The organism is Spirilliplanes yamanashiensis (assembly GCF_016863475.1).
GTDB classification, from domain to species: domain Bacteria; phylum Actinomycetota; class Actinomycetes; order Mycobacteriales; family Micromonosporaceae; genus Spirilliplanes; species Spirilliplanes yamanashiensis.
This window is the reverse complement of sequence record NZ_BOOY01000026.1, coordinates 19,727-46,258: the sequence shown is the minus strand read 5'-3', so window position 1 is coordinate 46,258 and position 26,532 is coordinate 19,727. Positions and strand designations below refer to the sequence as shown.

At 76.0% G+C, this 26,532-nt stretch carries 24 protein-coding genes; 9 read left to right on the top strand and 15 right to left on the bottom strand.

The features are described from left to right. Genes Sya03_RS31095 through Sya03_RS31090 form a run of 4 tightly spaced genes read right to left on the bottom strand, consistent with a single transcriptional unit; the run spans position 1 to position 6,010 of the window. The gene (locus Sya03_RS31095; protein ID WP_239107619.1) at positions 1-1,641 is read right to left on the bottom strand and encodes a DUF3152 domain-containing protein; all 1,641 of its coding nucleotides are present in this window, start codon (positions 1,639-1,641) and stop codon (positions 1-3) included. 49 nt (positions 1,642-1,690) lie between these two features. Then, positions 1,691-2,527: a DUF3152 domain-containing protein gene (locus Sya03_RS17015; protein WP_239107618.1), complete on the bottom strand. Its 837-nt coding sequence runs from the start codon at positions 2,525-2,527 to the stop codon at positions 1,691-1,693. A 26-nt stretch (positions 2,528-2,553) separates the two neighbouring features. Further along, entirely contained in the window at positions 2,554-3,552 is a 999-nt protein-coding gene (locus tag Sya03_RS17010) for an alpha/beta hydrolase (protein ID WP_203939298.1), read from the bottom strand. A gap of 31 nt (positions 3,553-3,583) precedes the next feature. Next, complete coding sequence (locus Sya03_RS31090; RefSeq protein WP_239107617.1) at positions 3,584-6,010, bottom strand: hypothetical protein; 2,427 nt, start codon at positions 6,008-6,010, stop codon at positions 3,584-3,586. 133 nt (positions 6,011-6,143) lie between these two features. On the opposite strand from Sya03_RS31090, the gene Sya03_RS16995 reads away from it, so the two are divergent. From Sya03_RS16995 to Sya03_RS16985, 3 genes are all read left to right on the top strand, one after another. Then, entirely contained in the window at positions 6,144-6,803 is a 660-nt protein-coding gene (locus Sya03_RS16995) for a TetR/AcrR family transcriptional regulator (RefSeq protein ID WP_203939297.1), read from the top strand. A 107-nt stretch (positions 6,804-6,910) separates the two neighbouring features. Continuing rightward, the gene (locus Sya03_RS16990; RefSeq protein WP_203939296.1) at positions 6,911-7,138 is read left to right on the top strand and encodes a DUF3107 domain-containing protein; all 228 of its coding nucleotides are present in this window, start codon (positions 6,911-6,913) and stop codon (positions 7,136-7,138) included. 353 nt (positions 7,139-7,491) lie between these two features. Beyond that, entirely contained in the window at positions 7,492-9,222 is a 1,731-nt protein-coding gene (locus Sya03_RS16985; protein WP_203939295.1) for a DEAD/DEAH box helicase, read from the top strand. A gap of 66 nt (positions 9,223-9,288) precedes the next feature. Here Sya03_RS16985 and Sya03_RS16980 read toward each other — a convergent pair whose 3' ends face one another. Beyond that, positions 9,289-10,653, bottom strand: a complete 1,365-nt coding sequence (locus Sya03_RS16980) for a trypsin-like serine protease (RefSeq protein ID WP_203939294.1) — start codon at positions 10,651-10,653, stop codon at positions 9,289-9,291. Positions 10,654-10,939: 286 nt separating this feature from the next. Here Sya03_RS16980 and Sya03_RS16975 point away from each other — a divergent pair, with 286 nt between their 5' ends. Both Sya03_RS16975 and Sya03_RS16970 read left to right on the top strand, forming a co-directional pair. Next, positions 10,940-11,689 (top strand): lytic polysaccharide monooxygenase, encoded by a 750-nt coding sequence (locus Sya03_RS16975; protein WP_203939293.1) that lies wholly within the window; start codon positions 10,940-10,942, stop codon positions 11,687-11,689. Positions 11,690-11,816: 127 nt separating this feature from the next. Further along, entirely contained in the window at positions 11,817-13,211 is a 1,395-nt protein-coding gene (locus Sya03_RS16970; protein ID WP_203939292.1) for a serine/threonine-protein kinase, read from the top strand. Between the two features lie 21 nt (positions 13,212-13,232). Here Sya03_RS16970 and Sya03_RS16965 read toward each other — a convergent pair whose 3' ends face one another. The 4 genes from Sya03_RS16965 to Sya03_RS16950 all read right to left on the bottom strand — a co-directional run bounded on the left by Sya03_RS16965 (position 13,233) and on the right by Sya03_RS16950 (position 15,448). Continuing rightward, positions 13,233-13,946 (bottom strand): chitinase, encoded by a 714-nt coding sequence (locus Sya03_RS16965; protein ID WP_203939291.1) that lies wholly within the window; start codon positions 13,944-13,946, stop codon positions 13,233-13,235. A 177-nt stretch (positions 13,947-14,123) separates the two neighbouring features. Next, positions 14,124-14,537, bottom strand: a complete 414-nt coding sequence (locus tag Sya03_RS16960) for a VOC family protein (RefSeq protein ID WP_203939290.1) — start codon at positions 14,535-14,537, stop codon at positions 14,124-14,126. Then, positions 14,534-14,971 carry a helix-turn-helix domain-containing protein gene (locus Sya03_RS16955; RefSeq protein ID WP_203939289.1) on the bottom strand — a complete coding sequence of 146 codons (438 nt, stop codon included), beginning with the start codon at positions 14,969-14,971 and terminating at the stop codon, positions 14,534-14,536. The genes Sya03_RS16960 and Sya03_RS16955 overlap by 4 nt, the downstream gene beginning before the upstream one ends. A gap of 21 nt (positions 14,972-14,992) precedes the next feature. Continuing rightward, complete coding sequence (locus Sya03_RS16950; RefSeq protein ID WP_203939288.1) at positions 14,993-15,448, bottom strand: hypothetical protein; 456 nt, start codon at positions 15,446-15,448, stop codon at positions 14,993-14,995. Between the two features lie 58 nt (positions 15,449-15,506). Here Sya03_RS16950 and Sya03_RS16945 point away from each other — a divergent pair, with 58 nt between their 5' ends. Then, positions 15,507-16,646: a class I SAM-dependent methyltransferase gene (locus tag Sya03_RS16945; protein WP_239107616.1), complete on the top strand. Its 1,140-nt coding sequence runs from the start codon at positions 15,507-15,509 to the stop codon at positions 16,644-16,646. On the opposite strand, the gene Sya03_RS16940 is transcribed toward Sya03_RS16945, so the two are convergent. From Sya03_RS16940 to Sya03_RS16930, 3 genes are read right to left on the bottom strand one after another with little or no spacing between them, the layout of a single operon-like run. Further along, positions 16,639-17,595 (bottom strand): DUF8832 domain-containing protein, encoded by a 957-nt coding sequence (locus tag Sya03_RS16940; protein WP_239107614.1) that lies wholly within the window; start codon positions 17,593-17,595, stop codon positions 16,639-16,641. The genes Sya03_RS16945 and Sya03_RS16940 overlap by 8 nt on opposite strands. Then, complete coding sequence (locus Sya03_RS16935; protein WP_203939286.1) at positions 17,588-17,806, bottom strand: heavy-metal-associated domain-containing protein; 219 nt, start codon at positions 17,804-17,806, stop codon at positions 17,588-17,590. The genes Sya03_RS16940 and Sya03_RS16935 overlap by 8 nt, the downstream gene beginning before the upstream one ends. 12 nt (positions 17,807-17,818) lie before the next feature. Then, positions 17,819-18,115 (bottom strand): metal-sensitive transcriptional regulator, encoded by a 297-nt coding sequence (locus Sya03_RS16930; protein ID WP_203939285.1) that lies wholly within the window; start codon positions 18,113-18,115, stop codon positions 17,819-17,821. A gap of 67 nt (positions 18,116-18,182) precedes the next feature. On the opposite strand from Sya03_RS16930, the gene Sya03_RS16925 reads away from it, so the two are divergent. Further along, positions 18,183-19,151 (top strand): C40 family peptidase, encoded by a 969-nt coding sequence (locus tag Sya03_RS16925; RefSeq protein ID WP_203939284.1) that lies wholly within the window; start codon positions 18,183-18,185, stop codon positions 19,149-19,151. A gap of 89 nt (positions 19,152-19,240) precedes the next feature. Beyond that, positions 19,241-21,298 carry a PQQ-dependent sugar dehydrogenase gene (locus tag Sya03_RS16920; protein ID WP_203939283.1) on the top strand — a complete coding sequence of 686 codons (2,058 nt, stop codon included), beginning with the start codon at positions 19,241-19,243 and terminating at the stop codon, positions 21,296-21,298. A gap of 3 nt (positions 21,299-21,301) precedes the next feature. Here the strand turns inward: Sya03_RS16920 and Sya03_RS16915 are convergent, their stop codons facing one another. Together Sya03_RS16915 and Sya03_RS16910 are read right to left on the bottom strand one after the other, a co-directional pair. After that, a complete protein-coding gene (locus tag Sya03_RS16915; protein WP_203939282.1) occupies positions 21,302-22,306 on the bottom strand; it encodes a hypothetical protein in 1,005 nt (334 codons plus the stop codon). A gap of 252 nt (positions 22,307-22,558) precedes the next feature. Further along, a complete protein-coding gene (locus Sya03_RS16910) occupies positions 22,559-24,841 on the bottom strand; it encodes a RecQ family ATP-dependent DNA helicase (protein WP_370872143.1) in 2,283 nt (760 codons plus the stop codon). Between the two features lie 154 nt (positions 24,842-24,995). On the opposite strand from Sya03_RS16910, the gene Sya03_RS16905 reads away from it, so the two are divergent. After that, complete coding sequence (locus tag Sya03_RS16905; protein ID WP_203939280.1) at positions 24,996-25,352, top strand: hypothetical protein; 357 nt, start codon at positions 24,996-24,998, stop codon at positions 25,350-25,352. 52 nt (positions 25,353-25,404) lie between these two features. On the opposite strand, the gene Sya03_RS16900 is transcribed toward Sya03_RS16905, so the two are convergent. Then, complete coding sequence (locus Sya03_RS16900; protein WP_203939279.1) at positions 25,405-26,511, bottom strand: glycerophosphodiester phosphodiesterase; 1,107 nt, start codon at positions 26,509-26,511, stop codon at positions 25,405-25,407. Positions 26,512-26,532: the final 21 nt, after the last annotated feature.

The following is a 26,532-nucleotide window of genomic DNA, read 5'->3' as shown; positions in this document are numbered from 1 at the left end:
CTAGCGGACGGGCGGGCCGGTGTACCGCTCGCCGCTCACGTACGGCCAGGCATTGGCCACGCAGCCCTTCAGCCCGTACGTCTGCTGCTGCATCACCGGCGCCGGCCGGGCCGCCGCCACGCACGCCTCGTGGCCGTGCCCGAGCTGGTGGCCGACCTCGTGGTTGAGGGCGTACGCCTGGTAGGTGGCCAGCGGCGCCCCGTACCCGGGGACGGCCTTGCGCCACCGGTCCAGGTTGATGACGACGTGGCCCGGCAGCCGGCACGACGTGTAGCCCTCGGTGTGCAGGCCGCCGGACGCGCACATCCGCTGCGACGTGGCCGCGCCCGCCAACCAGATCGTGAACTCGGCGGCGGCGGCCCGCGGCACCCGCTGGAACCGCACCTGCCGCGACGCGATCCAGCTGCGCGGGTCGCCCAGCACCCGGTCGACGGCGGCGGCGAACCCCGCGGCGTTCTGACCGCTGCCCTTCTCCACCGCGACGCGGAACCGCCGCACCGTCCCCGCCGCGCCCAGCACGGGACCGGCGCTGTCGACGTAGGCGAACCCGGCCCCGGCGGTCGCGGTGGTCGCGGCGGCGGTGGGCTTCGGCGGGGCCGCCGTGGTGGGGCCGACCTGCGGGCGCAGCACCTGGCCCGAGGGCGCGGGCGCGGCGGTCGGCGCGGTCGTCGGCTCGATCGTCGGGGTGAGGCGGGCGGTCGGTCGCGGGTCCGGGCCGGCGAAGCGGTCGACGCCGATCAGCACCGCCGACACGAGCAGGACCAGCAGCACCATGCTGCGGCGGCGGCGGTGCAGCATCCGCTGCCGGCTCGGCGACACCACCGGCCGCGCCGCGACGCCGGGCCGCTTCGGGCCGGTGACGTACGCCCGCTCGCCCGCGGCCACGCCGCCGCCGCGCCGCACGTCGGTGTCCCGGGCGACCCAGTCCTCGCGGCCGGCGCCCCGGCCGGGCGCCTTCGTCGCGGGCGGGCGGCCGATCGCCGTGGTGGGCCGCGGCCGGGCGCGGGTCTGGGCCGAGCCGCCGGTGAGCCGCGCGGGCCGTGTCGCGACGTCGGCGGCCGGGCGGGCCGGGCGGCCGCGCGGCGGGATCAGGTCGGTGTCGAAGTCGCCGGGCTCGTCCTCGGGCTCGTCGCCGGCCCGGCCGCGGCGGAACAGGGCGGCCCACCGGGACGGCGCCGGCCCGTCGTCGCGGTCGTCGCGCGCGCCGGTCCGCGGGCGGCGCGCTCCGGCGCCGGGCTCGTCGCCGGTGACCCGCGGGCCGCCGCCGAACAGCGCGCCCCAGCCGCGGCGGGGCTGCGTGTCGCCGGCGCCGAGGCCGAGGACCTCGGCCCAGCGGCGGCGCACCGGCTCGGTGACGTCGGTGCGGTCGGCGGCGTCGTCGTGGTCGTCGGCGCCGAGGGCGCCGGTCCGACGGGGGCCGCCGGACCGGGCGGCGGGGGTGCCGCCGGACGGGGCGCCCCGGGTGGTGGTCGAGGTGGTGCCCCGCGCCGGGACGACGGCGGGCCGTGCGGCCCCGGGGGCGACGGCGGGCTTCGCGGCGCCGGGGGTGACGGCGGGCTTCGCGGGGTCGCGCGGCGATCGCGCCGCGGGCTCCTGGGCCGAGGGGCGCGGGCGCTGCGAACCGTTTGCCGGGTTTGCCATGTCTTATCCAGAGTGACACGGTTCCGCCAGCCGCAACGGGCAAACTCGCCTACAGGCGCGGGCCCGTCCACGGGCGGCCGTCGCGGCGCGGCCAGGCGTACGGCGTGCAGCCCATCAGCTTCAGCGTCTGCTGCACCATCACCGGCGCCGGCCGGCCCCGGCGCGGACAGCCCTCGTGCCGGTGGCCGAGCTCGTGGCCGACCTCGTGGTTGAGCACGTACGCGCGGTACGTGCCGAGCGGGATCCTCGCCTCGGTGAAGCGCGGCGACGACAGCCGCCACCGGTCCAGGTTGATGATGACCCGGCCCGTGGCGCGGCAGGACGTGTACGGCCGCCCGCCCACCGTGATGTTCGTGCCGCCCGCCGCGCACATGCGGCCGGCCGTGGTGCGGGTGGCCAGGTAGACGGTGAAGTCGGCGCGCTCGCCGGGGCCCACCCGGCGCAGCCGCACGTCGCCGTTGCCGGCCCAGCTGCGCGGGTCGCCGAGGACCTCGTCGACGGTGGCGGCGAACGCGCCCGTGCCCTCGCCGCTGCCCCGCTCGACGGCGACCCGGAACGTGCGCAGCATGCCGGACCGGCCGAGCAGCGGGCCGCCACCGGGCGCGGTGCGGAAGCGCCCGGAGCCGGTGGCGGGCGGCTCACCGGGCAGCCGCAGCACCCTGGTGAGGTCGGGTCCCGGCGAAGCGGCGGACGGGGCGGACGGGGCGGCGGCGGGCACCGCGGACGGCGGCGGCGACGGGGCGGCGGCCACGAACGCGGGCGGCGGCGCCGGGTCGGGGCGGGCCATCGCCAGGGCCGTGCCCGCGACGCCGAGCAGGGCCACCGCCATGAGTGCCGCGGGCGACCGGCGGCTCTGCCCGGGGCGGGGGCGGGCGTCGGCGTTCACCCCTGGGAGCCTGCCATGTCACCAGGTCAGGGTGACCAGTCCAGTGACTTTTCGGACTCCTCGGCGCTCGGCGCAACCTTTCCGGCGACCTCGTCGAGGAACCCGGCCACCGCCCGGGCGACCACCCGCGGCACCTCCATCTGCGCGACGTGGCCGACGCCGCGGATCATCAGGAACCGGCTGTCCGGGATGGCGCGCGCCACCTGCGCCGGCACCCGGGTGTCGACGAGGCGGTCGGCGCTGCCGCCGATGACGAGGGTGGGCACGGTGATCCGCCGGGCCAGGCGCCACTGGGAGCCGGACCCCGGCAGGTACGCCCGCACGAAGCTGCCGACCAGGCCGCGCAGCGATCCCAGGTACGCGGCCGGGTAGTGCGGCACGGTGAACCGCAGCCGCACCTCCTCGATGGCCTCCTCGCGGCGCCGGTCGATGATGCGGGTCGGGTCGCCGAAGCACGCCTCCAGCGCGTCCTGCGCCATCCGCTCGGGGGTGAGCTTGGAGAAGTACCAGGCCGCGACCCGGTCGGCGCGCGGCACGGCGAGCACCGGCAGGACCCGGCCCTGGGCGGTGCGGCGCACGTCCAGGAACGGCATCGCGGGCGAGATGAGGGTGAGGGTGCGCACCAGGTCGGGCCGCAGGGCGGCGACGCGCACGGAGATGGCCCCGCCCAGTGAGTTGCCGATCAGGTGGACCGGCCCGCGGTCCTCGTGCTCCAGGAACGCGACGAGCCGGTCCGCGAACGCCGGGATCGTGTACTTGCGGCTGGCGTCGCTGTAGCCGAACCCGGGCAGGTCGACCGCCTGGCCGTCGAGGCGGCCGGCGAGCAGCCCGGCCAGGTCCGTCCAGTTCTGCGAGGTGCCGCCGAGGCCGTGCACGTAGACGGCCGGCTCGCAGCCGTCGCAGGTGGCGGCGGTGTCGCGGACGTGCAGCATCGCGCCGCCGAGCATGATGCGCCGCGCCGGCCACGGCGGCGGGGCCGGGTGGTCGGGCAGCGAGTCGTCGGGGGCGAGGACGGCGCGTCTCATCCCACCAGTGTGCCCGGACGGCACGGGTCGCTCAGGACAGCAGCGCTTCGAGGCGCCGGTTCACGGCGGCGAGGGTGGCGCGCACCATGGCGTGCCGGTGGTCGCTGACCACGACGGCCGACCCGGCGAGCTGTTCGACCCAGCCGCCGCACGACAGCAGCAGCACCACGACGGCGACCTCGGTGGTGCCGAAGGGCACGGCGGTGGCGTGCTCGACGAAGCACCGGACGGGCCCGTCGGCGTGCTCGGACAGCGTCAGCAGCTCGTCGACCGCGCTGGCGGTGGCCATGGCGCACAACCGCAGCAGGTAGCCGTCGACGGCGGGGCCGGTCGCCGTGCCGGCGGCCACCCGGTCGCCGACGACGAGCCGCACCTCGACGGTCGCCTCGATGCCGAACGTGTTGACCTGCACGTTCTCGATCACCACGCGCGGGCCGGGCCGGTCGGCCGGGTACATGGGCCGGGCCACCTCGGGCCCGACCGCCTCCAGCCCCGCCTCGTACGCGGCGAGCGTGTCGGGCCGCCGCGGGGCGGGCGCCTCGGGGGCGGAGGGTGCGGGCGGCGGCGCGGACGGCGCGGCGGCGCGGCCCGCGGGCAGCAGGCGCCGGCGGCTCTCCGTCCCGAACCGGTCGTCAGCGCTCGCGTCACCGGCGGTGGCACCGTCCGGTTCGGACCGGCGCGCCGGGGCCGGCAGGTCGGTGCCGAGGTGCGGGCCGAGGCCGGAGCCGTCGGCGGCCCGGCCGGGCTCCGCGGGCCCGTCCTGCTGGGGCAGCTCGGCGGTGGGCGCGGCCGCCTCGGCGGGCGAGGCAGCGGGCGAGACGGGCGACAACGCGGGCGAGACGGGCGACGGCGCGGGCGAGGCGGGCCGGTCGTCCGGTTCCGGGCTGCGCCGCTGGCCGATCCGGGTCGACGACCGCTCGCCGGCCGGGTACGCGGGCCGCTCGCCGGTGGCCGCCCCCGGGCCGGGCACGGACCCGGACGAGGAGCCGGGGCCGGCGCCGTACAGCGGGGACGCCGACGACGGGGACGGGTCGGCGCCGTAGGACGCCGACGGGCGCTCGCCGTAGACCGGGCGGTCGTAGGACTCGCCGGTGCCCCACGAGGGGCGTTCGCCGTAGGGCGGGCCGTAGGTGGACGGCGGGCCGGACACCGGCGGCGGTTCCGCGCGGGCGCCGGGCGGGACCTGCGCGGACCCGGCGGCGGTGGGCGCGGGCGGCGCGGAGACGACCGGCGGCGCGGAGACGGGCGGCGTGACGACCTCGCCGGAGCGGGACGCGTGCTCGCCGGTCGGGTACCGGTCGGGGGCGCGGCTGCCGAGCGGAGTGCGCCCGGAGCCGGTGGGCTGGCTGGGCACGAACGCGCCGGAGCCGAAGCCCTCGGCGGACGGCGTCGGCTCGCCCTGCATGGCGGCGGCCAGGCCCATGCGCTCCTGCAACAGGCGGGCGACGATGCGGCTCACCTCGGCCGGGTCGGCGCCGTCGGCGAGGTCGAGGCGCAGGCTGTGGGCGCCCTCGGGGGTGGTGCGCAGGGCGGCGTCGCGGACGCCGTCGACCTCGCGCACGGCGGCGAGGATGGCGTTGACGTCGAATCCGTCGGGGCGTTCCTGCGGGGCCACCAGGTCCTCGCGGCGCAGGTGGGTGGCGATGCGGGCCAGCTCGGGGGTCTCGGCTGAGGGCTCCACGGCTGGCGGCTCCGGCACGATGGGGACGTCCGGCTTGGCCGGGACGCGCTGGGGAAGCACCTCCGGCACGGTCTCCTGATCGGGCTCACCGGCCGGGCGGGGGACGGACCCGCTGACGGAGCGGTCACCGTACGCGGCCGGGGAGGCGTACCCGGCCGAGGGGTCGGGGTCCCAGGTGCCCGGCTGCGCCGGGCCGGAAACCTGCCGGTCGGCGGCGCCCCAGTCGAGGTCGCCCTCGTACGGGTACGGCGGCGCGCTGGCGGACACGACGGGTTCGAGCCGGGGCTCGGGCGCGAGGTGGGCGAGCAGGTCGGCGTAGCGGGACCGGGCATCGTCGGGCCAGTCGGCGGCGGCGTCGGCCGGCGCGGGCGTCGGGGCGGGCGGCTGCTCGACGGGCGGGCGGCGCCACGCGGGCACCCCGGAGACGGGGTCGAGGGCGGTGCCGGCGTTGGACCACGGCCCGTCGGCGCCGCCCCACCCGTTGACCGCCTGCTCGGGCGCGGCCCAGCCGCCGCCGGGCTGCTCGGGCGCGGCCCAGCCGTTGACGGGCCGGTCGGGCGCGGGCGGCGGCGCGGGCGGGCCCCAGCCGTTCAGCGGGCGGTCGGCCGCGGCCGCGGCGGCGCGCTCCGGGAAGGGCGGGTAGGCGGGCGCCGCGCCGGGTACACCCCGCGAGTGCTCGCCGAAGCCGCGGGCCCGGTCGCTCCGGCTGAGGGCACGGTCCAGCGGCTCGGCGCCGTCCGCCCGTCCCGCGTCACCGGATTGCCCTGATTCGTCCACCGCGCGCTCCTCCGTCGCCCCGCCTGAGGCTACCGTGTTGACCTGATGGCGATAAGTTGCAGCGTCGGGCCATTTCCGGGCCCGGTGGCGTCGGACCTGATCCAGCGTCCGTGCCCGTCTGGAGGTTCCTGACATGACCGCCGCGTCCGGCGAGGCCCCCGCGACGGGGCGCCCCGTGCGCCTGCCCCGCTCCGCCCGCCGCAAGCAGCTGCTCGCCGCCGCGCAGGAGGTGTTCGTCGCCCAGGGCTACCACGCCGCCGCGATGGACGACATCGCCGAGCGGGCGGGCGTCTCGAAGCCCGTCCTGTACCAGCACTTCCCCGGCAAGCTGGAGCTGTACCTGGCGCTGCTGGACACCCACGCCGAGGCGATCGTCGAGTCGGTGCGCGCCGCGATGAACGGCACCAGCGACAACAAGGACCGGGTCCTGGGCGCCGTGCGGGCGTACTTCGACTTCGTCGACCACGAGAGCGAGGCGTTCCGGCTCGTGTTTGAGTCGGACCTGCGCAACGACCCGGCGGTGCGCGAGCGGGTGGCGAAGGTGGAGCAGGGCTGCATCGACGCGATCACGCACACGATCATCTCGGACACCGGCGTCAGCCGTGACCGGGCGGAGCTGCTGGCCAGCGCCCTGGTGGGGGCGGCCGAGGTGACCGCCCAGTTCTGGCTGCACGGCGGCCGCCAGGTGCCCAAGTCCGAGGCCGTGGCGCTGATCGCCGCGCTCAACTGGCGGGGCATCGCGAGCTTCCCGTTGCAGGGCGAGCCGGCCGGCCGGGCGCACGGCGACGGCTGAGCCCCGCGCCGCGCCCGGGTGTTCGGAGTCGATCACCGGCACGGATCGGATAGCGTTGCCCCCGGAAGACGTTTCCAGCAGTTTTCGCCCCACAAGGAGGGACCGGCGTGGAGGTCAAGATCGGCGTGCAGTACGCCTCGCGCGAACTCGTGCTGGAGAGCGCGCAGTCGCCTGCCGAGGTGGAGAACCTCGTCACCGAGGCGCTCGCCGCCGACAACAACGTGCTGTCCCTGCAGGACGAGAAGGGCCGCCGGGTCATCGTCCCGGTCGCCAAGATCGCCTACGTGGAGATCGCCGAGTCGTCGAACCGGCCGTTCGGCTTCACCACGCGCTGACCAGCGCACGACACCCGACGGGACGGCCACCGGCCGTCCCGTCGTCGTCACCGGGTGTGCCCGGTGGAGGCCGCGCGCGCCCGCGCCGGCCGTCACGACCGATGACCCAGGTCACATCTGGGTCTCCTCGTGCCCCCGTGCCGGTCGGCACGGCGTAACCGGCGTTGACTTCGGGTAAAGTTGACGGCGTTGCCGCTGGCACCGGCGCACGGCACCCGCTGCCGACCCCGGTGCGCGCGACCGCGCGTGCGGCCCGCGAGCCTTTTCTGCTCGCGTGTGGCCCGCGCCCCGACCGACAGACCGCGCCCTCGACGTGACCAGGGCGCACCACGAGAGGGCACCCGTACAACTCCATGACTGACATCGAAGAGACACCCGAAGTCGAGGCCGTCGGCGTCATCGCCATCACGCCCGACCAGGTCCCCGAGACCCTGACCCGCGCCCCCGTGCGCGCCGACAGCCCCACCTTCGCCGAGCTCGGCGTCCGCGCCGAGACCGTCGAGGCGCTGGCGGCCGCCGGCATCACCCGCGCCTTCGCCATCCAGGAGTACGCGCTCCCGATCGGCCTGCGCGGCACCGACCTCATCGGCCAGGCCCCCACGGGCACCGGCAAGACGCTCGGCTTCGGCCTGCCGCTGCTGGAGCGCGTGCTGGCCCCCAGCGAGGGCGCCGACGGCCTGCCGCAGGCCCTGATCGTCGTCCCGACCCGCGAGCTGGGCCTGCAGGTGGCCCGCGACCTGGCGGCGGCCGGCAGCACCCGCGGCGTGCGCGTCCTGCCGATCTACGGCGGCGTCGCCTACGAGCCGCAGGTCGACGCCCTGAAGAAGGGCATCGAGATCCTCGTCGGCACGCCGGGCCGCCTGCTCGACCTGTCGAAGCAGAAGCAGCTCAAGCTCAGCTCGGTGAAGGCGCTCGTGCTCGACGAGGCCGACCGCATGCTCGACCTGGGCTTCCTCGAGGACGTCGAGAAGATCCTCGCGATGCTCCCCGCGGATCGCCAGACGATGCTGTTCTCCGCGACGATGCCCGACCCGATCGTCGCGCTGTCCCGCCGCTTCCTGCGCCACCCGGTCACGATCCACGCCGGCCACACGGCCGAGACGGGCCCGTCGCCGCTGACCAAGCAGGTCGTCTACCGCACCCACCCGCTCAACAAGATCGAGATGGTGGCGCGGATCCTCCAGGCCAAGGAGCGCGGCCTGACGATGATCTTCACCCGCACCAAGCGCGCCGCCGACCGCGTCGCCGAGGACCTGGACTTCCGCGGCTTCGCTGTCGCGGCCGTCCACGGCGACCTGGGCCAGGGCGCCCGCGAGCGGGCGCTGCGCGCGTTCCGCAGCGGCAAGATCGACGTGCTGGTGGCCACCGACGTCGCGGCCCGCGGCCTCGACGTCAGCGGCGTCACGCACGTCATCAACTACGACTGCCCCGAGGACCCGGACACCTACACCCACCGCATCGGCCGCACCGGCCGGGCGGGCGCCACGGGCGTCGCGGTGACGTTCGTGGACTGGGAGGACATGCCCCGCTGGGTCCTCATCGACAAGTCGATGGGCCTGGAGATGCCGCAGCCGCCGGAGACGTACCACACGTCGCCGGCCCTCTACGCGGACCTGGACATCCCGTCGGACGTCTCGGGCACGCTGCCGACGGCCGTCCGGACCCGGGCGGGCCTGTCGGCGGAGATCGAGGAGGACCTCGGCGGCACCCGCCGGGGCCGCGGAGACCGAGGCGACCGCGGGGACCGCGGCGACCGCGACGGCGGCCGCCCGGCGCGGGGCCGCAACTCCCGCTCCGGCCCGGCGCGCGCCGAGGCGCCCGCCGAGGCCGCGGGCGACACCGCCGCGGACCTCGCCGACCGCCCGAAGCGCCAGCGCCGCCGCCGCAAGGTCGACACCCCGGAGGGTACGGCCGCCGAGGCCGGCACGAGCACGGACGCGTCCCCCGCTGACGCGGCTGCCGCAGGGCCGGCCGAGGCGTCCGAGGGCTCGTCCCGTCCCCGCCGCCGGCGGCGCGGCGGCCGCGGTGGCCGCGGCACGTCCGGCGCCGAGTCCCCGGCGGAGTCGGCGGGCAGCGACGCCTGATCCACCCCGCACCGGACACACAGGAGGGCGCCCCCCGAGCGGGGGGCGCCCTTCGTGCTGGAGGGGTCAGACGCGGGTCCAGAGGGCCGGGACGTTCGGCGGCTCCCAGCCGATCTGCGCCCGGTGCGACTGCCGGCAGCGGAAGGTGGCGCCGCCGAAGGTGGCGGTGCTGCCCGCCAGGAAGATGCGGCCCGGCGCCCATGCCGTGCCGGCGGCCGGGGGCTGGGTGGGCTGCGCCGGCGGCCGGGTGGTCGGCGGCGGGTTGACCGGCGGGGTGGCGCCTGCCGTGGCGAGGCTCAGGCCGAACACCTGCAGCGGCTCGTTCACCGGCTGGAAGAACGTGGTGCCGCCGGTGCGGCAGTTGCCGGAGCCGCCGGAGGTGAGGCCCTGCGCCTGGGTGCCGGCGAGCAGGGAGCCGCCGGAGTCGCCGGGTTCGGCGCAGACGGTGGTGCGGATGAGGCCGGACACGGTGCCCTGCGGGTACCGGACGCTGGCGTTGAACGCCTGGATGACGCCGCAGTGCCAGCCCGTGGTGGAGCCGGAGCGGCAGACGGTGGTGCCGACCGCCGCCTGGGTCGAGCCGGTGACGGTGACGCGACTGTTGTTCTGGCCGATGACCTGCGGCAGCAGCCGGTTGCCGGCGTCGACGCGGACGAAGGCGTAGTCGTTGCCGGGGAAGCTGGAGCCGGCGAAGACGCCGCTCGGGCCGGTGGTGCGGGCGCCCTGGGCGCCGCAGTGGCCGGCGGTGACGAAGCCGCCGCCGACGGAGAAGCCGACGGAGCACCGCGAGCCGCCGATGCGGTACGGGGCGCCGCCGACGACGTCGATGAGCGGGCGCGGCGCCTCGGCGGTGGTCTCGACGCGCACGGCGGTGGTGTCGTACTTCTTGGCCTTGAGCCAGGCGCGCACCGCGTCGGCGGAGCCGGTCGTGGCCTGCACGACGATGCCGTTGCCGGCGACGTCGGTGTTCCAGGCGACCACGCCGGCGGGGCGGCGGGCGCCGTCGAGGCGCTTGACGAGGGCGTTGAGGTCGGCCTCGGACCGCTTGACGACCCGCACCCGGGCGCCCTGGGCGCGGGCGGAGGCGCCGGCGGCGGCGCTGGTCACGTTGACGACGAGGCTGCCGTCGGACTCGACGAACGTCCCGGCGTAGCCCTTGACCCGGGTGGCCTGGTAGAGCGCCTGCACGTCGCCGGCCTTGCGGTCGGTGGCCAGGCGGGCCTTGGCCTGCGCCGGGGTGAGCCGCAGGTCGCGCTGGAGGGCGGCGAAGTGCTCGGCGCTGATGCCGGCGGGCGGGGCCTCCGCGGCGGGGGCGGGGGGCGGCGCGGCAGCGGGGGTCGTGGCGGCGGTCGCGGTGTGGGTGAGCGCGATCGCGGCCACGAGGCCGACGGTGCTGAGCGTCGCCGCCGTGATGACGGTCCGACGGGCCATTCGTACTCCTCGTGGGGGGGCGGAGGTAGATCAACCGCCCGGGGACGTTAGGCGCTGCGAACCCCCCGGTACCGGTTGGTAAGGAAAAATTAAGGCTTTCCTCAGGGCGGTTCGGCCGAATCGCATTTTCGAGCGTCGTTCGTCAATGAGAGCGCTCCCCCGAAAGAGGCGGGAAATCGGTCTTCCGGGTTCAGTTAACTTTGTTTAGTGTGAACCTCGACGGTGTTAACGGGTCCGTTATCCCGGAGCGCCGCCGTTTGACGCCCCCCAGGTGAGGAATGCACACATGAATCGGAAGCTGCTGTTCCCGGCGGTCGCCGCCGGCGCCGTTGTCGCGTCCACGTTCGTGGCGACGCCCGCGTCCGCCCACGGCTACGTCTCCAATCCGCCCAGCCGGCAGGCGCAGTGCGCCCAGGGCATCGTGTCGGGCTGTGGACCGGTCCAGTACGAGCCGCAGAGCGTCGAGGCGCCCAAGGGCTCGATGCAGTGCAGCGGCGGCAACGCCCAGTTCGCCCAGCTCAACGACAACAACAAGGGCTGGCGGGTCACCTCCGTCGGGTCCAGCGCCACGTTCAACTGGGTGCTCACCGCCCGGCACTCCACCAGCACGTGGGAGTACTTCATCGGCGGCAGCCGCATCGCCGTGTTCGACGACGGCGGCCGCCAGCCCGGCGCCACCGTGTCGCACAACGTCAACTTCGGCGGCCGCACCGGCCGGCAGACCGTGCTCGCCCGGTGGAACGTCGCCGACACCCCGATGGCCTTCTACGCCTGCATCGACCTGCAGATCGGCGGCGGCGGCAACCCGCCGGTGACGAACCCGCCGACCACCCCGCCGACCACCCGGCCGCCGACGACCCCGCCGACCCAGCCGACGACGCCGCCGGCCCAGGGCGGCACGTGGGCCGCGGGCACCGCGTACGCGGTCGGCAGCACCGTCACCTACGGCGGCGCCACCTACCGGTGCCGCCTCGCCCACACGGCCCTGACCGGCTGGGAGCCGCCGAACGTGCCGGCCCTCTGGCAGCGCGCCTGACCCCCTAGGAACGTCCGGCCGGTGCCGCGTCCCCCCAGGGCACCGGCCGGACCCCGCGCCGTCGTACGGCTCGACCCGCTTCGGTACGTTCGTGGGCCGGATCCGGGCGACGACACCAGAGGCGGGGATGACGGACCACGTGGGCGGGCGCGTCGCCGACCTGCTGCCGGCCGACCCGCCGGCCGTCGGGCCGTACACGCTGGCCGGCCGGCTCGGGCAGGGCGGCATGGGCACCGTCTACCTGGGACACGACGAGTCCGGCCGGCGCGTCGCCGTCAAGGTGGTGCGCGGCGACCTGGCCGCCGAGCCCGAGTTCCGGCAGCGGTTCCGGTCGGAGGTGCTGCGCGCCCGGCAGGTGCCGCCCTTCTGCACCGCCGAGGTGCTCGACTCCGACGCCGAGAGCGACACCCCGTACCTGGTCGTCGAGTACGTGGACGGGCCGACGCTGGCCGACGCCGTCGAGGCCGACGGGCCGCTGCGCGCCGGCAACCTGCACGCCCTGGCGATCGGGGTGGCCACGGCGCTGGTCGCCATCCACGGCGCGGGCGTGCTGCACCGCGACCTGAAGCCGCGCAACGTGCTGCTCGCGCCGGGCAGCCCCAAGGTCATCGACTTCGGCATCGCGCGGGCCGTCGACGCGGTGAGCCGGCTGACGAAGCCGCACCAGGTGCTCGGCACCGTCCCCTACATGGCGCCCGAGCGCTTCGACCCGCAGCTGACGGTGGACCGGCCCGCGGACGTGTTCGCGTGGGGCGCCGTCATCGCGTTCGCGGGCACCGGGCGCGAGGCGTTCCGGGGCGACTCGCTGGCGTCCACCGCGGGCATGATCCTCACCGAGGAGCCGGACCTCGACGGCCTGGCCGAGCCGCTGCGCGGCCTGGTGCGCGCCGCGCTGGCGAAGGACCCCCGGGATCGGCCGACCGCGCGCGGGCTGCTGGAGCGGCTGCTCGCCCTCGACGGCCCGGGCAACGACACCACCGCCGTGCTGGACCCGCAGCTGCGCGCCGCCGTCGCGGCCGTCGCCGCCGCGGAGCGCCCGCGCGGCCGGCGCGCGCTGGCGGTGGCCGGCACCGGCGTCGGCATCGGCCTGGCGGTCGGGGCGCTGGCGCTGGCGGCGGCCCTGGCGGGCCTGTTCTGGCCGGACGGCCCCGACCGCATCGTGGCGACGCCGCCGTCGGCCGCGCCCAGCAGCGCGCCCGCCGGACCCACGGCCGACGCGCTCGCCGGCGAGTGGATCGGCGAGCTGCGGCAGAGCTTCGGCGGCGGCGAGCCGGTGCGCCTGACCCTGCCGGCGGCCGGCCGGCGTGGCACGGTCGCGTATCCGCGGCTGGGCTGCGCGGGCGAGGTCGTGGTGGCGGAGCGCTCCCGCGACCGGGTGGTGCTGACCGAGCGGATCACGTCGGGCCGGTGCACGCCGCACGGCCGGATCGTGCTGTGGCCGACGGGACCGTCCACGATGCTGCTCGACTACGAGGCCGGCAACGGCGCCTACACGGCGAGCGCCGCCCTCACCCGGGGGTGAGGACGGCGGCCGCGGCCGGGCTCAGCAGCTCAGGTTGCCGCCGGGCTCGACGCCGAGGATCTGGGTGAAGCGCTGGTACGCGTCGATCCGGCTCTGCACCTGGGCGGGGTTGCCGCCGTTGCACTCCAGCGAGCCGTTGATGCTGCGGATCGTCTCGCCGAAGCCGCGCCCGTTGACGATGGCGTCGTGCGGGGTCGACGAGCCGGGACCGGTCTGGGTCATCCAGTACCAGACACCCGTCTGGTAGGCGACCGACGCGTCGTTCTTGACCAGGTCGGGGTTGTTCAGCAGGTCCAGGCCGAGCGCGTCGCCGGCCGCCTTGTAGTTGAAGTTCCAGCTGAGCTGGATGGGCCCGCGGCCGTGGTAGGCGGCCTGGCCGGCCGGGCAGCCGTACGGCTGGGCGGCGTCGCAGTACAGCGGCCAGTTGGCCTGGTTGAGCTCCTCGACGTGCACGAGGCCGCCGGACTCGTGGTTGATGTTGGCGAGGAACGCGGCCGCCTCCTGCTTGCGGACCGTCTCGTCGCCGGAGCCGGTGAAGGCGGCGTACTTGCCGGCGGCATCGACCAGCCCGGCGTAGGAGTAGAACGCGATCCGGTTCGGGAACATCTGGTTGAACTGCGCCTCGCTCACCGGGAAGGCGGCCGCGGAGGCGGTGCCCGGCACGAGCGCGGTCACCGCCGCCGTGGCGGCCACGAAGAGCGCGGAAACTGCTGCGAGAAGACGTCCTCTACGCATGGAATTCCTCTTCACTGGGGGGCAGGAAGACATCCACCGTCGCCGAGTCGCGCAGCAATTGTCAAGATTTCTGCGAGGCCCGCCGAATGGGGGTACGCTTCGCGCACACAAGGCCGGCGCGGCGTCCGTGAGCTGCGACAACACGGAGTGTCCGCCGAATATGACGGTCCGCAGTCGCTATTCCTGAATGGGCTTCTCCACGAGCACGAGCCAGTTGCCCGTGTTGTCGCGGATGACGGCCTCGACGCCGTACGGCCGGTCCGACGGCTCCTGCAGCACCGGGACGCCGGCGGCCGCCAGCTCCGCCACGGTGCGCCGGCAGTCGTCGACCCGCAGCCCGAAGCCGCCCATCTGCCCGGCCTCCAGCTGCTTGCGCACGAACGCCGCCGCCTCCTCGGTCAGCGGCGGCCCCGGCACCATCAGGGTCAGCTCCAGTTCCGGCTGGTTCGGGTGCACGAGGGTGACCCAGCGGAACCCCGGCCCGGCGGTCTGGTCGACGCCCGGCCGGAACCCCAGGTGCTCCACGTAGAAGTCGCGGGTGGCGTCCTGGTCCAGGCAGTACACGGTCATGAGCGAGACGTTGAGGATCATTCCCCGACGCTACGGCCGGACCCGCCGCCGGCGCTTCTCCCCGATTGCGCGACCACCCCGCGCATGAAGAACCAGCAGCCCGGGATGTGCCCGCCGCCCTGGGCCGCCCACCGCTCCCGGTACGCCGTCGGGCTCTCCCCCACCAGCTCGGTGAACCGGGCGGAGAACGAGCCCAGGCTGGAGTAGCCGACCAGCATGCACACCTCGGTGACGGTCAGGTTGGCGGCGCGCAGCAGGTCCTGGGCCCGTTCGATGCGCCGGCGGGAGACGTACCTCAGCGGGGTCTCGCCGTAGGCGGCGCGGAACCGGCGCACGAAGTGGTGCCGCGACATCCCGGCGACGGCGGCCAGCCGGGCCAGGTCGAGCGGCTCGGCGTAGTGCCGGTCCGCGTGGTCGCGGGCCGCCCGCAGGTGCGGCAGCAGCGTGCCGGTCATCCGCCCACGCTACCGCCGGCCCTACCGCCGGCCGGCGGGCTCCTCGTCGGTCTCCGGCGGCGGCGCCAGCGCCCGGCCGCGCCGGATGATGCGCACGCCCAGCCAGATCAGCACGGCGTTGCCGGCCACGATCGACGGCAGCACCGCCCACCCGACCAGCCCCAGCCCGACGGCGACGCCGACCAGGTACAGCGCCGTGTCGACGACGATCACCCAACCGGTGGTGACCGCCGCGCGGTGGTGGAACGCGGGGTCCCGGCGCACCCGCACGCCCGCGACCAGGCCGGTGACCACGAGCAGGCCGCCGAGCAGCAGCTCGGCGGCGACCCCGGCGGCCAGGAACGACGTGCCGTAGAGCAGCGCGGCCGGCACGCCGAGCACCGGCCACAGGACGAACAGGGTCGCCACCGCCGTGACGAGGCGCAGCAGGATCGCGTAGACGACGGTGCCGAGGACGGGCGGCCGGGCTTCGGGCATGGCGCGCAGCATAGATCGCCGATTTGGGAGCCGCCGGGGCGGCGCGGATGATGGGGGCGTGCCGGCACTTGATGACGCGCTCGCCGAGGTGCGGGCCCTGCTCCTGGACCCCGACCTGACCCGCGCGGTGGCGGCGGGGCGGCGGCGCGGGCAGCAGCCGTCCGTCGTGCGCGCGGAGCTGCGGCCCGTGGCGCTCAAGGCGGGGTCGCGGCTGCAGATCGTGACGAACGACGGCGCGCGGCCGTACACCCGCAACGTGGCGCCCGGCGCGGAGGCCGCGGCGGCGGTGGACGCCCTGCTGGCCGAGCCGTTCGGCAACTGGCACGTGGAGACCGCGGCCGCGACCGTGCAGGTGCGGGTGACGAAGAAGGGCGACGCGCAGGTGCACCGGGCGGGCGCCGCCGGGCCCGCCGCCGCGCCGCCGGCCGCGCACGACCGGGAGAAGGCGTACCTGCTGGACCCGGGCGACCCGCTGTTCGCGGTCGTCGGCGGCACCGCGGCGAAGCGGCGGCAGGTGGACGCGTTCCTGCGGGCGCTGGCCGCGACGCTGCCCGACGAGCTGCCCACCCCGCTGCGGGTGGTCGACCTGGGCTGCGGCAACGCGTACCTGACGTTCGCGGCGTACCGGTACCTGACCGCCCGCGGCGCGGACGTGGAGCTGGTCGGCGTCGACGTGCGGGAGGACCAGCGGGTGCGCAACACGGCCGTCGCCGAGCAGCTCGGCTGCGCCGACCGGGTGCGCTTCGTCGCCGGGACGATCGCCGACGCCGTGGTGGAGCCCGCGCCGGACCTGGTCCTCGCGCTGCACGCCTGCGACACCGCCACCGACCAGGCGCTGGCCCGGGCGGTGCGGTGGGACGCGCGGTGGCTGCTGGCCGCGCCGTGCTGCCACCACGACATCGCCGCCCAGCTGAAGCGCGGCGCCGCGCCCGAGCCGTACGCAGCGCTGACCCGGCACGCGATCCTGCGCGAGCGGTACGCCGACGCGCTCACCGACGCGCTGCGCGCCTCGCTGCTGCGGCTGCACGGCTACCGGGTGGACGTGGTGGAGTTCGTCGACTCGGCGCACACCCCGCGCAACCTGCTGCTGCGGGCCCGCCGCACGGGCGCCGCCGCCACGGACGGCCAGCGCGCCGAGTACGACGCGCTGACCGGCCAGTGGGGCGTGACGCCGGCGCTGGAGACGCTGCTCAGCTGACCGTCAGGGAGAACGCGGCCGTGTGCACCGTCCCGCCGACCTGGACGTCCAGGAACATCCGGTAGGCGCCGCGGCTCGGGGCGGTGAGCCAGAACTTCAGCGCCCCGTCGACCAGCTGCTCCTCCGGGTGCACGTGGACGTACCCGAGGTCGCCCTCGCGGAGCACGACCAGGTGCCCGAACGCGCCCAGGTACGGCTCGAGCTGCGCCCCGGCCACGTGGAACAGCAGCGGCTGGGCGGCGCCGGTGCGCGGCGCGCCCTCGTAGTGCACGGCGTACGGCCCGGCCTGGGCGGTCGTCGCCGGGGCGGGCAGCGGCTCGGGCCGGTAGTCGCCCGGCACGGTCAGGTCGGCGCCCAGGGTGACCGCCGTGTTCGTGCCGTCGGCGCCGACGGCGGTGAAGTCGGCGAACATCCGCCACGGCCCGGCGGCGGGCAGCGTCAGCGGCGTGCTCCACGTGCCGTCGGCGGCCATCTGCGGGTGCAGGTGCTGGAAGCCGGTGAGGTCGCGGCGGGCGACGATGAGGTGCAGTTGCTTGTCGTGCACGACGGCGAACCGGGTGACCGGGGCGCCGGCGGAGTCCTCGATGCGGAACGACAGCTGCTGCGGCCGGCCGGCCGCGAGGGCGCCCGCGGCGGGCACGAGCCGCAGCCCGGCCGCGCTCAGCGACAGGCCGCCCACCTCGGCGGCCGCGCCGGCGGGAGGCGCGCCGGGGGCGGCCGCGGTGCCCGTGCCGCCGCCGTGGTCGTGGCCGTCGCCGGCCGGCTCAGCCGCGGGGGCGGGCTGCGCGGGCGCGGACGGCGCGGCGGCCGGCGCGCCGGTGAGGCGGCCCGCCCCGAAACCGGTGGCGAGCGCGACGACGAGCACCGCGGCGAACACGGCGAGCCGGAAGCCCGCCCGCTCGGCGGGCGGCGCCGCGGCGGCCGGCTGCAGCTCGGCGGTCTCAGGCACCGGCGCCGGCCAGTTCGTAGCCGGCCTCGTCGACGGCGGCGCGCACCTCGTCCTCGGCGAGCGGCGCGGCGCTGGTGACGGTGACCGCGCCGGCGGCGACGTCGACCTGGACGTCCTCGACGCCGGCGAGCGTGGTCAGCTCGGTGGTGACGGCCTGCGCGCAGTGCCCGCAGGTCATGCCGGTGACCGTGTAGGTGGTGGTGACGCTCATGGCGGTGCCTTTCTAGGAACGGACGAGCCGGGCGATGGCGTCGGACGCCTCTTTGACCTTGGCCGACGGGTCGCCGGCGCGGGCGGCGTCGACGACGCAGTGGGCCAGGTGGTCCTCGAGCAGGCCGACGGCGACGGCCTGCAGCGCGCGGGTGGCGGCGGAGATCTGGGTGAGGACGTCGATGCAGTAGGTGTCCTCGTCGACCATCCGCTGCAGGCCGCGGACCTGTCCCTCGATGCGGCGCAGGCGCCCGAGCAGGGCGGCCTTGTCGCCGGAGTAGCCGTGGGGGCCGGCGTGCTCTTCGGTCATGCCCCCAGCATATACCCCCCTGGAGTATCAGCGTCGCCGAGTCGGCCATCCCGTCGTTGTGTCTGATATGTCCAAGTCTGGCCGTGTCGCTGCGCTGCTCCTCTGCCTCGGTCTGCTCGCCCCGGCCGCCGGGGGCGCCCCCGCGTCGGCGGACCCGCCGGGCGCCGCCGCGCTCGACCAGCGCATCACCGACGCGGCCCGCCGGCTGGAGACCGTCGTGGAGCAGTACAACGACGCCGGGATCGCACTGCGCGAGACCCTCGCCCGGGCACGCACGCTCGACGGCACGCTCGCGCCCCTGGAGGCCGACCTGGACGCCCGCCAGCGCACCCTGGGCGGGCTCGCCGCCAGCCTCTACCGGCACAACCTGTACGGGCCCGACGTGACCCTGCTCAGCACGCGCAACCCGCGCGACTTCGTGGACCAGCTGCTCACCCTGCACCGGATCGACACCGAGCAGCGCCGGGCGATCGACGCGTTCCGGATGGCCCGCGACCGGGTGGACGCCACCCGCGCGGCCCTGGAGGCGACCGCCGCCGAGCAGAACCGCCAGCGCGCCCGCCTCGCCGCCACCCGCGCCGCCATCGAGCAGCAGATCGCCGCGCTGCAGGCGCTGCGCCGCGACGCCTACGGCGGCGGTTACCGGCTGCCCGATGTGGAGCTGCCGCCCCCGCCGTACGTGCCGGGCGCCGCGGGCCGGGCGGTCGCGTTCGCGTTCGCGCAGATCGGCAAGCCGTACCGGTGGGGCGCGGACGGCCCCGACGCCTACGACTGCTCGGGGCTCACCTCGCAGGCCTGGGCGCGGGGCGGCGCGCGGCTGGCGCACAACGCCCGCCGGCAGTACCACGAGATGCGCCACGTGAGCCGGGCCGACCTGCGCCCCGGCGACCTCGTCTTCTACTACGGCGGCATCTCCCACGTCGGCCTCTACATCGGCGGCGGGAAGATCGTCCACGCGCCCGAGTTCGGCGAGCGGGTGCGCGTCGAGGACGCCGACTTCGCTCCCGTGCACGGCTACGGGCGACCCACCGGATAGGCGCTCGTCTATTGACGGGCCCGGCGCACCTCCCTAGCATCCCCTAAATTCGGTCCTTGAATTTAACGGATGTCGCATTCGGAGGAACCATGCGCCTGAGCCCCCGCTCGGCCACCGCTGCTCTCGCCGCCGGCCTGCTCGCCGCCGCCGCAGCCCTGGCCGGGGCCACCGCGGCGCACGCCGCCGACCCCCTCGTCTCCGCCGGCAAACCCGTCACCACCAGCGGCGACGAGACCGCCCAGCTCGGCGGGGCCAACGCCGTCGACGGCAACGCCGCCACCCGCTGGGCCAGCGCGCTGCGCACCGACCCCAGCTGGATCCGTGTCGACCTCGGAGCCTCGTACCACCTGTCGCGGGTCGCGCTGCGCTGGGAGGCCGCGTACGCCCGGGCCTACCGCATCCAGGTCTCCGAGGACGGCACCAACTGGATCGACGCCCACAGCACCACCACCGGCGACGGCGGCACCGACGACATCACCCTCGACGCCAACGGCCGCTACGTGCGCATGCACGGCACCACCCGGGCCACCCAGTACGGCTACTCGCTGTTCGAGTTCGAGGTGTACGGCGCCAACGGCGGCCCCGCCGACACGCAGCCGCCCGCCGCCCCCACCGGCTTCCGCCAGGTCGGCGCCGCCACACCCACCACCGTGGACGTCGCCTGGAACGCCGCCACCGACAACGTCGGCGTGCAGCTCTACGAGGTCTACCACGGCGGCAGCAGGATCAAGACGGTCGGCGCCAACCAGCTGAGCACCCAGCTCGCCAACCTCACCCCGAACACGGCGTACGACCTCACCGTGCTCGCCCGCGACGCCGCCGGCAACCCTTCGCAGGCCAGCAACGCCATCCTCGTCACCACGCCGCGCGCCGACGACACCACCGCCCCGACGGTGCCCGCCGGGCTGCGCGCCACCGCCGTCGGCGCCAACAGCGTCACCCTGCAGTGGAACGCCTCCACCGACAACACCGGCGTCGCCGGCTACGACGTCTACCGCGGCACCGCCACCACCCCCGTGCAGTCGGTGCCCGACACCACCGCCACCGACAGCGGGCTCGTCGCCGGCACCACCTACGCGTACACCGTCCGGGCCCGCGACGTGAACGGCAACGTGTCCGCCGCGTCCGCGCCGCTGTCCGTGCGCACCACCGCCGTCGGCAACGGCGGCGACCCCGTCTACGACCGCGACATCACCACCACCGACATCGCCTGGGGCATCGGCTTCCTGCCCGACGGCTCCGCGCTGGTCACCGAACGGGACCGCTTCGAGGTGCTGCGGGTCACCGCCACCGGGCAGAAGTCCGTCGTCGGCCGCGTCGCCGGCGCCGTCGGCACCAACGGCGAGGGCGGCGCGATGGGCCTCGCCGTCTCCCCCACGTTCGCCACCGACCGGTACGTGTTCATCTTCCACACCGCCGCCCAGGACAACCGGGTCGTGCGCTACACCTACGCCGACGGCGCCCTGTCCGCCACCGGCACCCCCGTCGTCACCGGCATCGCCAAGAACCAGTACCACAACGGCGGCCGGCTCCGGTTCGGCCCGGACGGCCACCTCTACATCGCCACCGGCGACGCCAAGAACAGCTCCACCTCGCAGAACCTCAACTCCCTGAACGGCAAGATCCTGCGCGTCGACCGCAACGGCAACGCCGCCCCCGGCAACCCGTTCAACAGCCGGGTCTACTCGTCCGGCCACCGCAACGTCCAGGGCCTGGCCTGGGACTCGCGCGGGCAGCTGTGGGCGTCGGAGTTCGGCGAGGGCAACCTCGACGAGCTGAACCTCATCCGCCCGGGCGCCAACTACGGCTGGCCCGCCTGCGAGGGCCCGTGCAGCAACCCCGCGTACACCAACCCGGTGCGCACCTGGTCCACCGCCTCCGCCTCCCCCAGCGGCCTGGAGATCGTCAACAACACCATCTACATGGCGGCGGTCCGCGGCGCGCGGCTCTGGGTCATGACCATCAACGCGGCGGGCACCGGCACCGACACCCCGCGCGCCTTCTTCAACAACCGGTGGGGCAGGCTGCGTACCGTCGTCAAGACCCCCGACGGCGGCCTGTGGCTGACCTCCACCAACAACGACAAGCTGGGCGGCACCCCCGCCACGATCGACAACGTCATCGTGCGGCTGCGCTTCGGCTCCTGACCATCACTCCCCACCCGCCGGGGCGCGCCGACCAACAGCGGCGCGCCCCGGCACCCGCTCCCGCCCCACCCGCACGAACGCCGCCGCCAGCAGCACCACCGTGATCACGGACCCCGTCACGTCGGAGGCGACGGCCACCGCCGGCGACGCCGGCGCATAGTTCGGCGCCAGGTACGCCCCCGCCGACGCGGCCACCAGGAACCCGGCCGCCGCCGCCAGCACGTGCCGCTGCCCCCACCCGGCCCGCCGCGACCACCACAGCACCAGCACGCCCGCCGAAGCCAGCGCGGCCGTCTGCACCGCCACCCCCGCCCAGCCCGGCGCCCACCCCGCCGAGAACCCGGCCACCCCCGTCACCACCCCGGCCCACACCGCCCGCGGCGCCGGCCGCCCGTCGCCCGCCGGCCCCCGCCGCACCAGCAGCGCCGCCGCGACCAGCACCAGCACCACCAGCACCGTCCCGCCGAGCTGCACCGGGCTCGCCAGGAACCCCTTGCGCCCCTGGTCGTCGGCGAACACCGCGCAACTGCCCAGCACGTACACCACACCCATGACGGCCAGCCCCGCCCCGCCCAGCCACGGCCGGCCCCGCCGCTCCCGCCCCACGAACGACTCCACCACCGCGATCGGCGCGCAGATGCTCAACGCCACGTGGTTGCCGACGTACGCCAGCAACTGCTCCGCACTGAACCCCAGCCCCGGCACCCGCGTCCCGGCGGCCGCGGCCTCCAGCCCCGCGAACTCCGTGTCGTCCAGGAACCGCGGATTGAACAGGCTCTGATCGACCAGCCCCGCCTGCACCCACCCGAACGCGGCCGCCAGCAGCACGATCGCCGGCCAGCCACCGCCGGTGCGCCGCGCCACCTCCCGGATCAGCACCGCCGCACCCCCGTACATCGGTGCCAGCACCACCACCACGAACGGCACGTCCGCCGGCGCGAAACCACCCCACGAGCACTCGGCGGCCCACGGGGCCAGCAGCAGCAACGCGAACACGGGCACCCACACGACGGCCTCCCCCGGATGACGAGACCCCGACGGTCGCGCACCGCCGGACCCGGCCGCAGCGCCCGAAGGCCGCCACCCGGCCGACCAAGGTCGACGCATTGGCCGACCGTCAGCGCCGGTCCGCGCCGGCCGCGGCCGCACACCAACCGGCCGCAGCCCGGCACCTCACCCCGGCCGCGAGCCGATGCCCGCTGCCCACGGCCCGCCGCTGCTCAACGGCCCGCCGCTGCCGCCCGCGGGCCGCGCCGGTGGTCAGCCCGCGACCGCCAGCGCCAGCGGCAGCACGTCCGAGGCGCCCGCGCGGCGCAGGGCCCGCCCCGCCAGCGCCATCGTCCACCCCGAGTCCACCAGGTCGTCGACGAGCAGCACCGGACCGTCCAGGGTGGACAGGGCGGCGGCCAGGTCCGGCCCCACCGTGAACGCCTCGTGCAGCGCCAGCACCCGCTGCGCGCTGTTGCCGCGGGTGCCCGGTGTCGGGCCCACCTCGACGGTGCCGAGCAGCGGCAGCCGGCCGACCGTGGCGATGCGTTCCGCCAGTGACGACACCAGCGTGGCGTGGCGGCGGGAGCCGACCGCGACCACGCCCGCCGGGCGGCGGGCCCAGCTGTCGTCGCCGTGCGCCCACGCCTTGAGGACCTCGACGAGGCCGGCGACCAGGTCGGCCGGGACGGGGTTGTCGGGGGTGTCGGGGCCGGCGACGGCGCGCAGGCGGTTGCCCCAGCCGAGGTCGGAGAGGCGGCCGATGGCCCGGCCCGGGGAGATCTGGTCCGCCGGGCCGATCTTGCCCTTCAGGGGGACGCCCACCGCCTCCATGCCCGTCGGCCACAGCTTCTTCGTGGGCAGCGGGATGCCGGGGCGGCCGAGGAACGCGTTCGCCGCGCCCAGGGACTCGGCCGACACGTCGGTGTCGAACAGCGGGCCCGCGCACCGGTCGCACCGGCCGCACGGTGCGGCGCCCGGGTCGTCGAGGCAGCGGCGCAGGTACGCCATGCGGCAGTCGGGGGTGCGCGCGTACTCGCGCATGGCGTCCTGCTCGGCGGTGCGGGCGTCGGCGACGCGGCGCAGGCGCGGCTCGTCGTACGTCCACGGTTCGCCGGTGGCCTGCCAGCCGCCGCGGACCCGGCGGACCGCGCCGTCGACGTCGAGCACCTTGAGCATCAGTTCGAGGCGGGCGCGGCGCAGGTCGACCTGCGGTTCGAGGGCCTGCGTGGAGATGGGCCGGTCGGTGGGCAGGGCGGCGAGCACCGTGCGCACCTGGTCCTCGGGCGGGAACGCCAGCGACGCGAAGTAGCGCCAGATCGCCGCGTCCTCCGGGCCGGGCAGCAGGATCACCTCGGCGTGGTCGACGGCGCGGCCCGCCCGGCCGACCTGCTGGTAGTACGCGATCGGCGACGGCGGCGCGCCCAGGTGCACCACGAACCCGAGGTCGGGCTTGTCGAAACCCATGCCGAGCGCCGACGTCGCCACCAGCGCCTTGATCTTGTTGTCGAGCAGGTCCTGCTCGGCGGCGCGGCGGTCGGCGTCCTCGGCCTGTCCGCTGTAGACGGCCACGGGGAAGCCCCGCTGCCGCAGGAACTCCGCCGTCTCCGTCGCGGCCGCCACCGTCAGCGTGTAGATGATGCCGGAGCCGGGCAGCCGCTCCAGGTGGTCGGCCAGCCACGCGAGCCGGTGCGCCGCGCCCGGCAGGTCGAGCACCGCCAGCCGCAGCGAGTCGCGGTCGAGCGTGCCGCGCAGGACCAGGGCGTCGCCGAGCTGGTCGGCGACGTCCGCGGTCACGCGGGCGTTCGCCGTGGCCGTCGTCGCGAGCACGGGGGTACGGGCGGGCAGCCCGGCCAGGAAGGTGCGCAGCCGCCGGTAGTCGGGGCGGAAGTCGTGACCCCAGTCGGAGACGCAGTGCGCCTCGTCGACCACGAGCAGCCCGGTGCTGGCGGCGAGGCCGGGCAGCACGTTGTCGCGGAAGTCGGGGTTGTTCAGCCGCTCGGGGCTGATGAGCAGCACGTCGACGGCGCCGGCGCGGATCTCCGCGGTGACGGCGTCCCACTCCTCGAGGTTGGCGGAGTTGATGGTGCGCGCGCGGATGCCGGCCCGCGCGGCGGCCTCGACCTGGTTGCGCATGAGCGCCAGCAGCGGCGACACGATGACGGTCGGCCCGGCGGACCCGGCGGCGGGCGCGGCGGGCCGCGGCGGCGCGGCGGCCGCGGGCTCGTCCCACTCGTCGGCGGGCCCGCCGTCCTCGAACCCGGCCCACAGATCGTCATCGGGCCCGCCCGCCTCGGGCTCGCCGAAGATCCCGCCCGAGGAGGAGGCCGCAGGCACGGCGCCGGGGGCGGCAGGGGCGGCGCCCGCGGGCGCCGACAGGCCGCCCTCACCGTCGCGGTCGCGCAGCAGGGCGGTGGCGACGAAGTACACCGCCGACTTCCCCCACCCCGTGCGCTGGACGCAGAGCACCCGCCGCCGGTCGACCACCAGGGCCTCGATGGCGCGCCACTGGTCTTCGCGCAGCCGCGCCTCGGGCCCCGCCAGGCGGCGCAGCACCGCCTCGGCGCGTGCGCGGACGGCTGCCCGGTCGACCTCGTCCTCTGTCACCCCGCCTTTCTACCAGCGCCCACCGACACCAGCGGGATGTGCAGGACGACTTTTCTTGTCGGTGGGAGAGTCGGGCGGAGGACCGTACCGAGAGGACGACACCATGGCCACGACGATCGCCGAGAAGCTGCAGATCAAGCCCAACACGACCATCTGGCTGTCCCACAACGAGCACCTGGGCCGGCTCACCCCGCTGCCCGCGGGCGTCCGCCAGGTCGACCTGCTGGAGGCGGCCAGTGTGGCGATCGTGTTCGCCGACGAGCCCGCGTCGGCGCGCGAGACGCTCACCGCGCACAAGGGTGAGCTGACGGCGCCGGGGGCGCTGTGGGTGGCGTACCCGGCGGGGGACGCCGTCGAGGACGTGGCGGCGGTGGGGGCCGAGGTCGGGCTCCGGCCGGACGGCCAGGTCGCGATGGACGACACGTGGTCGCTGGTGCGCCTGCGCGGGGAGCGCGACTGACCCCGGCCGCCGGCCGGCCCGGGCGGGGCCGGCCGGCGGATGGGTGGGTGAGTCAGCGGCGGGGGCGGCCGGCGCGGACCGCGACGGCGAGGTCGGGGAAGTCGGCGAAGACGCCGTCGACGCCGAGGGCGTAGAAGAGGTCGAGTTCGGCGGCGAGGTCGCCGCGGGCGTTCGGGTCGTCGCCGAGGCGCAGGGCGGGCGGCAGGAACTGGTTCTCGGCGCGGAACGTCCAGGCGTGCACGAGCAGCCCGGCGCGGTGGGCGTCGCGGACGACCGTGGTGGGCGTGAGCGTCGCCGGGGCGATCAGGTGGTTCTTGTGGGTGCCGATGCCGTCGGCGTACCGGGCGATCCAGCGCAGGCCGGCGGGGGTGACCAGGTCGGCGACGGTGCGCTGGTCGCCGGCGACGGTGAAGTCGTACGGGCGGCCCTGGGCGTCGAGGAGCTGGGCGAGGGTGACGTCGGTCAACCGGCGCAGCTTGCGCAGGTTGGCGGTCTCGAACGACTGGATGACGACGGGCGACGAGCGGCGGGTCCAGCCGTTGCGGCGCAGCACCTGCACCAGCGGCTCCTCCAGCGGCAGGCCGATGGACTGGAAGTACGTGGGGTGCTTGGTCTCGGGGTAGACGCCGATGGTGCGGCCGGTGCGGCGGGTCTCGGCGCGCGCGAGGTCGATGACCTCCTGCAGGGTGGGCACCTCGTACCGGCCGTCGAAGAGGGTGTTCTGCGGCCGCACCTTGGGCAGGCGCTCGACGGCGCGCAGCGTCTTGAGCTCGGCGAGGGTGAAGTCCTCGGTGAACCAGCCGGTGACGGCGACGCCGTCGATGGTCTTGGTGGTGCGGCGGTCCGCGAACCGGGTCCGGGTGGCCACGTCGGTGGTGCCGGAGATCTCGTTCTCGTGCCGGGCGACGAGCACGCCGTCCCTGGTCGAGACCAGGTCGGGCTCGATGTAGTCGGCGCCGAGCTGGATGGCGAGCCGGTACGCCTCGAGGGTGTGCTCGGGCCGGTAGCCGGAGGCCCCGCGGTGGGCGATGACCAGCGGCCCGGCGACGGGCCGGGTGGTGGACGGCGAGCCCTGCTGCGAGGTGGCGGACGCCGGGACGGCGGTGACGGTGCCCAGCAGCAGCCCGGTCAGGCCGAGGACGGACAGGGAACGGCGCACGGCGACTCCTTGGCGAGACGG

Excerpts from the sequence above, each read along its gene's own strand:
- Sya03_RS31095 (WP_239107619.1), bottom strand. The coding sequence starts at position 1,641 with ATGGCAAACCCGGCAAACGGTTCGCAGCGCCCGCGCCCCTCGGCCCAG.
- Sya03_RS17010 (WP_203939298.1), bottom strand. The coding sequence starts at position 3,552 with ATGAGACGCGCCGTCCTCGCCCCCGACGACTCGCTGCCCGACCACCCG.
- Sya03_RS16995 (WP_203939297.1), top strand. The coding sequence starts at position 6,144 with ATGACCGCCGCGTCCGGCGAGGCCCCCGCGACGGGGCGCCCCGTGCGC.
- Sya03_RS16985 (WP_203939295.1), top strand. The coding sequence starts at position 7,492 with ATGACTGACATCGAAGAGACACCCGAAGTCGAGGCCGTCGGCGTCATC.
- Sya03_RS16980 (WP_203939294.1), bottom strand. The coding sequence starts at position 10,653 with ATGGCCCGTCGGACCGTCATCACGGCGGCGACGCTCAGCACCGTCGGC.
- Sya03_RS16975 (WP_203939293.1), top strand. The coding sequence starts at position 10,940 with ATGAATCGGAAGCTGCTGTTCCCGGCGGTCGCCGCCGGCGCCGTTGTC.
- Sya03_RS16970 (WP_203939292.1), top strand. The coding sequence starts at position 11,817 with ATGACGGACCACGTGGGCGGGCGCGTCGCCGACCTGCTGCCGGCCGAC.
- Sya03_RS16965 (WP_203939291.1), bottom strand. The coding sequence starts at position 13,946 with ATGCGTAGAGGACGTCTTCTCGCAGCAGTTTCCGCGCTCTTCGTGGCC.
- Sya03_RS16960 (WP_203939290.1), bottom strand. The coding sequence starts at position 14,537 with ATGATCCTCAACGTCTCGCTCATGACCGTGTACTGCCTGGACCAGGAC.
- Sya03_RS16955 (WP_203939289.1), bottom strand. The coding sequence starts at position 14,971 with ATGACCGGCACGCTGCTGCCGCACCTGCGGGCGGCCCGCGACCACGCG.
- Sya03_RS16950 (WP_203939288.1), bottom strand. The coding sequence starts at position 15,448 with ATGCCCGAAGCCCGGCCGCCCGTCCTCGGCACCGTCGTCTACGCGATC.
- Sya03_RS16935 (WP_203939286.1), bottom strand. The coding sequence starts at position 17,806 with ATGAGCGTCACCACCACCTACACGGTCACCGGCATGACCTGCGGGCAC.
- Sya03_RS16930 (WP_203939285.1), bottom strand. The coding sequence starts at position 18,115 with ATGACCGAAGAGCACGCCGGCCCCCACGGCTACTCCGGCGACAAGGCC.
- Sya03_RS16925 (WP_203939284.1), top strand. The coding sequence starts at position 18,183 with ATGTCCAAGTCTGGCCGTGTCGCTGCGCTGCTCCTCTGCCTCGGTCTG.
- Sya03_RS16920 (WP_203939283.1), top strand. The coding sequence starts at position 19,241 with ATGCGCCTGAGCCCCCGCTCGGCCACCGCTGCTCTCGCCGCCGGCCTG.
- Sya03_RS16905 (WP_203939280.1), top strand. The coding sequence starts at position 24,996 with ATGGCCACGACGATCGCCGAGAAGCTGCAGATCAAGCCCAACACGACC.